This window comes from Mycobacterium sp., from assembly GCF_040509115.1.
In the GTDB taxonomy this organism is placed as follows: Bacteria; Actinomycetota; Actinomycetes; order Mycobacteriales; family Mycobacteriaceae; genus Mycobacterium.
Genome location: NZ_JBEVLO010000391.1, coordinates 1 through 5,994, shown reverse-complemented (window position 1 = coordinate 5,994; position 5,994 = coordinate 1). Strand labels below are relative to the sequence as shown.

The following is a 5,994-nucleotide window of genomic DNA, read 5'->3' as shown; positions in this document are numbered from 1 at the left end:
AGTGTCGATACGACGGAGATGGTGCACCTCGCGTTCGACGAGAACACCGCGGTCACCGGTTCGGGCAGGCTCAGGATCCGAGTGAGTGCTCCGGTGACGGCCGCTTCGTCGACGTCGCCGAGGTGGACGAGTTCGTCGGGGTGGGGAAGTCCGGCCTCCGTCATGGCCTGCCTGCAGCCCTTCAGGCGCAGGACCCCCGTGACGACGTCGTCGCCGAGGAACGCGATGCGGCGATGGCCATGCGAAATCAGGTGGGCGGTGGCCTCTTTGCCGCCGCCGACGTCGTCCTGTACCACCGCGTCGGCGGTCAGTTTGCCGGGCAGCCGATCGACGAACACCAGTGGTGCGCGGGCCTGCCACGGCTGCAGGAACGACATGTCGGGTCCGACGGGACAGATGATCATGCCTGCCACCCTGCGGTGCAGAACCGCCTCGATGGACTGCCGTTCGTGGCCGGGTTCCCAGCCGACGCTCGTCACGATGACGGCCACGCCGCGGCGGCTCGCCTCGCGCTCGACTGCACCGATGATGCCCGCGAAGAACGGGTCGGCGACACCGGGCACGGCCACGCCGATTGCGGCGTCGCGACCCGTGCGGAACGTGACGGCCAGCATGTTGGGCACGTACTGCAGTTCCTCGATCGCCCGCTCGACCCTGGTCCGGACGTCGTCTGAGACGTAGCGGTCGTCGTTGACCACGCGGGAGACCGTCTTGGCACTGACGCCAGCCCGCTGGGCCACGTCGCGCATGGTCGCCATCGGCCCTGCCTCCTCCCGCGTCGGGCCAGTATGTCACCGATGTCAGAAATCCGGCCCGAATTTTCTGACACCGGTGACATACGCGTCGAAGTGGCGTACCGTCACGCCTCGAAGGACCCGCGGCAGTGACGCAGGTAACAGCTACGTACTCAAGGAAGAGGACGGCGCAGAACATATGAAGGCCGTGTTGTACGACGCCCCCAAGACGTGGTCGGTGACGCAGATCCCGACCCCTGAGGCGGCGCCAGGCCAGGTACGCATCAAGGTCGACCAGGTCGGCGTGTGCGGGACCGACCTCCACATCCACGAGGGCGAGTTCGGCGCGGTGTTCCCACTGGTGCCCGGCCACGAGGTGGTGGGCGTCGTCGACCAGCTCGGCGAGGGCGTGACGCGGTTCCGCCTCGGTGAGCAGGTGACCGTCAACCCGAACGTCTACTGCGCGCAGTGCGCCTACTGCCTTGCCGGCCGTCTCGGGCAGTGCGAGGCCATGTTGGGCTTCGGCAGCAACTTCGCCGGCTTCTTCGCCGAATACGCCGTCGCCGACCACAAACTGGTGTTCTCCGCCGAGGGCCTGCCGAGCGACACCGCGGTGTTCAGCGAGCCGGCGTCGTGCGCGATGCACGGGCTGGAGTCGCTGCAGATGCGTCCTGGCGGAAGCGCATTGGTGCTCGGCGCCGGGCCGACGGGGCTGCTGCTGGCGCAGCTCATCGCCTCGGGTGGCGCATCGTCGGTCACCGTCGCAGGACCAAGCCAGTTCAAGCTCGACACGGCAGGCAGGCTCGGCGTCGACCGCACCGTGCGCATCTCCCGCGACGATCCGGACGGGAACGTCGCCGCGCTGCTGGCGGCCTCACCCCACGGCGACGGATACGACGCCGTCGTGGAAGCCACCGGGTCGCCCACGGTCGGCGACATCTGCGTGCCATTGACCCGCCGCGGCGGCACCGTGCTGATCTACGGCGTCACCCGCGAGGACGACGTCGTCCGCTTCCGACCCTTCGACGTGTTCCGGCGCGAGATCACCATCAGGGGATCCTTCGCCGAGATGACGTCGTTCGCCGCCGCGATCGATGCGCTGCGCGGCGGTCGGGTACGCACCGACGGCATCGTCACCCACCGGTTCTCCCTCGACGAATACGGCGATGCGCTGGAGACGTTGCGCAACGACCCCACCGCCCACAAGGTGGTCATCGTCCCGTGACCCCACAACCACAACTGTTGCCGCCCAATGTCATCGAGCACTGGTACGCGGGCGGCCCCGCGCTGGCCGCCTGGCGCGGACTGCCCCCGGTGGGGGAGCGTTCCCCAGAGGAGTGGATCGGCGCCACGGTCGCGCGCTTCGGCGAGCCCGACAGTGGGCCCGCCCACCTCGCCGACGGCACCCTGCTCCGCGACGCCGTCCGCGCCGACCCGACCGCGTGGCTGGGCCGCGCCGATGGTGCGCCGGGGGACACCGGCATCCTGGTGAAGCTTCTCGACGCAGGCCAACGGCTTCCTGTGCACGTGCACCCCACCCGTGACTACGCGACCCACCACCTCGGCTGCGTCTACGGCAAGACCGAGGCCTGGTACGTGTTGGAGGCCAGTGCCGACGCCGCGGTATGGGTCGGCTGGCGCGAGGACGTGGACCGCCAGCGCGTCCGCGATCTCGTCGAGGAGCAAGACTCGGACGCGATGCTGGCGCTCATGCACCGGATCCCGGTGCGCCCCGGCGACGGTGTCCTGGTACCAGGCGGCACACCGCACGCGATCGGCGCAGGCATCCTTCTCATCGAAGGCCAAGAGCCCACCGATCAATCGATTCTGTTGGAGCGCAACAATACCCGCGCCTCGGATGCGGAGGTCTTCCTCGGGCTCGACCGGGACACCGCGCTATCGGTCGTCGACACCGCCGCGCTGGCCGACCCCGGCGAGCTGATCACACACGCGCCCCCCACGGCTGCCGAACTGGTGGCCGTGCTGCCGGCGGCCGCGGCGCCGTACTTCCGGATGGAACTGCTCACCGCAGGCGTCGACGTGCCTGCCGGGTTCGCCGTCGCGGTGGTGCTGGCCGGTTCGGGAGTCGTCGCCTCCGCGCACGGTGACCCCCTTGACGTCGCCGCCGGGCAGACACTCGTCGTCCCCGCGGCATGCGGCAACTGGCACGTCGACGACGACGTCCGGTTGCTCGTCTGCAGGCCCGGCACCACGTGGCCGCCGAGCCCGCCCGACCGTACGGAAGGCACTCCATGACCGCACTGTTGGAAGCGCGGAGCATCTCGCGCAGCTTTGGGCACGTCCGCGCGCTCGATGGCGTCGACTTCGACGTCGAGGCGGGTGAGGTCGTCGGCCTGATCGGTGACAATGGCGCGGGCAAATCGACTCTCGTCAAGGCACTTTCGGGCAGCCTCGAACTCGACGAGGGCGAGATCTACTTCGACGGGTCGCCGGTCCGGCTGGCTACGCCGCGTGACGCCAACGACCTCGGCATCGAGGTCGTCTACCAGGACCTCGCGCTCGCGCCCCACCTCAACCCCGTACAGAACGTCTTCCTGGGCCGCGAGATCAGTCGCAAGGGGCCACTCGGGCGATTCGGCTTCATGGACGAGAAGGAGATGCGCCGCCAGGCCGCGGCGTCGTTCGCCGAACTCGGTGCCACGGTGCGATCGCTGAACACGCCCGTCGGCTCGATGTCCGGTGGACAACGACAGGGCATTGCGATCGCCCGCGCCATCGCCTGGGCCGACAAGGTGGTCATGCTCGACGAACCCACCGCCGCGCTCGGCGTGGTGCAGACCAAGAACGTGCTCGAATCGATCAAGAGGGTGCGCGACAAGGGCATTGCGGTGATCCTGATCAGTCACTCGATGCCGCACGTCCTCGAAGTGTGCGACCGGATCCAGGTGCTGCGCCTCGGCCGCCGGGTCGCGACCTATCCGGGCGGCGACACCAGCGTGGAGACGTTGGTCGGTGCGATGACGGGTGCGCTGGACGGACGGGAGAGCGCGGCATGAGTACGGCAAGCGAGGAGCGCAGAGGATCGCGCATGGATCCGGCGAACCAGCCCGCCGTGTCCGTCGGCGGCGGTGACGATCACGACGAGTCGTTGCTCAAGCGTCTGATGAGCCTGCAGGCGATCTGGATCCTCGGTGTCCTCATCGTGATCTGCCTGTTCTTCTCCGTCGCCGCCGGCGACCGCTTCCTGTCCACCGGAAACTTCTCGTTGATCTCCCAGAACGTGGCCGTGTGGGCAGTTCTCGGCGTCGGCATGACGTTCGTGATCATCACCTCCGGCATCGACCTGTCCGTCGGCTCGGTGCTGGTCTTCTCGTCGGTGGTGGCGGCGAAGGTGATGGCCGCGATGGGCGGCAACGGTCCTGGCGTTGCCGCCGCGGGTCTGGTGGCCGCGGTGGTCAGCGGCATGGCATGGGGCGCCATCAACGGGATCCTGGTGGCCAAGGCCAGGGTGCCGGCGTTGATCGTGACTCTCGGAACGCTTTCGGTGGCACTGGGTTTGGCGCAGGTACTCACCGGGGGCATCGACATTCGCTCGGTACCAGGCGAGCTGACCGACTTCAGCGCCTACGTCAAGGTGCTCGGCATCCCAGGTCTTCCGTTCGTCGCGCTGATCGTCGTCGTCCTCGGCGCGGTCCTTCTGCACAAGACCAGGTTCGGGCGCTACACGTACGCCATCGGCTCCAACGAGGAAGCGGCCCGTCGCACCGGAATCAAGGTGACCCGACACATCATCGCGGTCTACGCGCTGGCCGGCACCCTGGCCGGATTCGGGGCGCTGCTGTCGTTGGCCCAGTACGGAACCACCACGATCGCAGGTCAGTCGTTGACCAACCTCAACGTCATCGCCGCCGTCGTGATCGGCGGTACCTCCATCTTCGGCGGCGAGGGCACGGTCTTCGGCACCGTCGTCGGCCTCTTCATTCCGGCAGTGCTGCAGTCCGGCTTCGTCATCGTCGGCGTGCAGCCGTACTGGCAGGGCGTCGCCGTCGGTTCGGTGCTGATCGCCGCCGTCTACGTCGACCAGTCCCGGCGAGCTGCCGCCCTGCGCAGCGCACGATCTCGAAACCTCTTCAACCGCAGAGGGTCCAAGCGTGGTTCCAACGAAAGGAAAGCCCGTGAACCGTAAGCGACTCGCGTTCGTCGCGAGCATCATGACGCTCGCGCTGCCGATGGCCGCATGTACGTCTTCGAAACCCGAGTCAGCGCCGAGCAGCAGCACCTCGGCGAGCCCCGGCGGGTCGTCGGCATCGGGGTCGTCGTCGGCGCCTGCATCCTCGGAGGCGGCCGCGACCACCGTCACCGCGCCCGCAAAGGCCAGCAAGGAGTACAACATTGCGCTCCTGCAGGGCGTGGTGGGCGACCAGTTCTACATCACCATGCAGTGCGGTGCGCAGGAGGAGGCGGCCAACCTGGGCGTGAAGGTCAACACGCAGGGCCCGCAGAAGTTCGACCCCACCCTGCAGCGGCCGATCCTCGACTCGATCGTCGCCAGCAGGCCCGACGCGCTGCTGGTCGCACCGACCGACGTCCAGGCGTTGCAGGCACCGCTGGAGCAGGCCGCCGCGGCGGGCATCAAGGTGGTGCTCGTCGACACGACCACCACCGACCCGTCATTCGCGGTCTCGGCCATCGCGAGTGACAACGTGGGCGGAGGGGCGGCGGCGTTCGACGCCATCAAGCAGCTGCACCCCGAGGGCGGCAAGGTCATGGTGATGGGTCTGGAACCCGGTGTCTCGACGACCGACGCTCGGGCCCAAGGCTTCGAGGAGGCCGTCAAGGCCGACTCCAAGTTCCAGTACGTCGGAATCCAGTACAGCCACAACGATCCCGCGACCGCGGCCCAGTTGGTCGGTGCTCAGTTGCAGAAGGACCCCGACCTGGTCGGCGTGTTCGCGGTGAACCTGTTCGCGGCCGAGGGCACCGCCACCGGCGTCAAGCAGGCAGGCAAGAGTGGACAGGTGCAGGTCGTCGGCTTCGACGCGGGGCCCAACCAGATGCAGGCGCTGCGTGAAGGCGTCGTGCAGGCTCTGGTCGCCCAGGATCCCGGCGCCATCGGCAAGTTCGGCATCGACGAAGCGGTGACGGCGCTCGACGGCGGTCAGAACACCGCCAACGTGCAGACCGGCTTCACGATCATCACCAAGGAGAACCTCGACGGCGAGGGTGGGGCGGCGGCGTACAAGTCGGAGTGCTGAGGCGTCCCCCCGCCGAGCAGACGCAAACGGCCCTCATTCGCCCA

Annotated in this window: 6 protein-coding genes; 5 read left to right on the top strand and 1 reads right to left on the bottom strand. The window is 68.3% G+C overall.

Going from position 1 to position 5,994, the window contains the following annotated elements; genetic code table 11:
• The coding region (locus tag ABW137_RS26930; RefSeq protein WP_526404528.1) for a LacI family DNA-binding transcriptional regulator at positions 1-758 on the bottom strand (758 nt) is incomplete at its 3' end.
• A 73-nt stretch (positions 759-831) separates the two neighbouring features.
• On the opposite strand from ABW137_RS26930, the gene ABW137_RS26925 reads away from it, so the two are divergent.
• From ABW137_RS26925 to ABW137_RS26905, 5 genes are read left to right on the top strand one after another with little or no spacing between them, the layout of a single operon-like run.
• Positions 832-1,959 (top strand): zinc-dependent alcohol dehydrogenase family protein, encoded by a 1,128-nt coding sequence (locus tag ABW137_RS26925; protein ID WP_526404527.1) that lies wholly within the window; start codon positions 832-834, stop codon positions 1,957-1,959.
• A complete protein-coding gene (locus tag ABW137_RS26920; RefSeq protein ID WP_526404526.1) occupies positions 1,956-2,990 on the top strand; it encodes a class I mannose-6-phosphate isomerase in 1,035 nt (344 codons plus the stop codon). Before ABW137_RS26925 ends, ABW137_RS26920 begins: the two co-directional genes overlap by 4 nt.
• Positions 2,987-3,751 (top strand): ATP-binding cassette domain-containing protein, encoded by a 765-nt coding sequence (locus tag ABW137_RS26915; protein ID WP_526404525.1) that lies wholly within the window; start codon positions 2,987-2,989, stop codon positions 3,749-3,751. Before ABW137_RS26920 ends, ABW137_RS26915 begins: the two co-directional genes overlap by 4 nt.
• Before the next feature lie 32 nt (positions 3,752-3,783).
• Positions 3,784-4,881: an ABC transporter permease gene (locus tag ABW137_RS26910; RefSeq protein WP_526404524.1), complete on the top strand. Its 1,098-nt coding sequence runs from the start codon at positions 3,784-3,786 to the stop codon at positions 4,879-4,881.
• Positions 4,871-5,950 carry an ABC transporter substrate-binding protein gene (locus ABW137_RS26905; protein WP_526404523.1) on the top strand — a complete coding sequence of 360 codons (1,080 nt, stop codon included), beginning with the start codon at positions 4,871-4,873 and terminating at the stop codon, positions 5,948-5,950. The genes ABW137_RS26910 and ABW137_RS26905 overlap by 11 nt, the downstream gene beginning before the upstream one ends.
• The last annotated feature ends 44 nt before the right edge of the window (positions 5,951-5,994 follow it).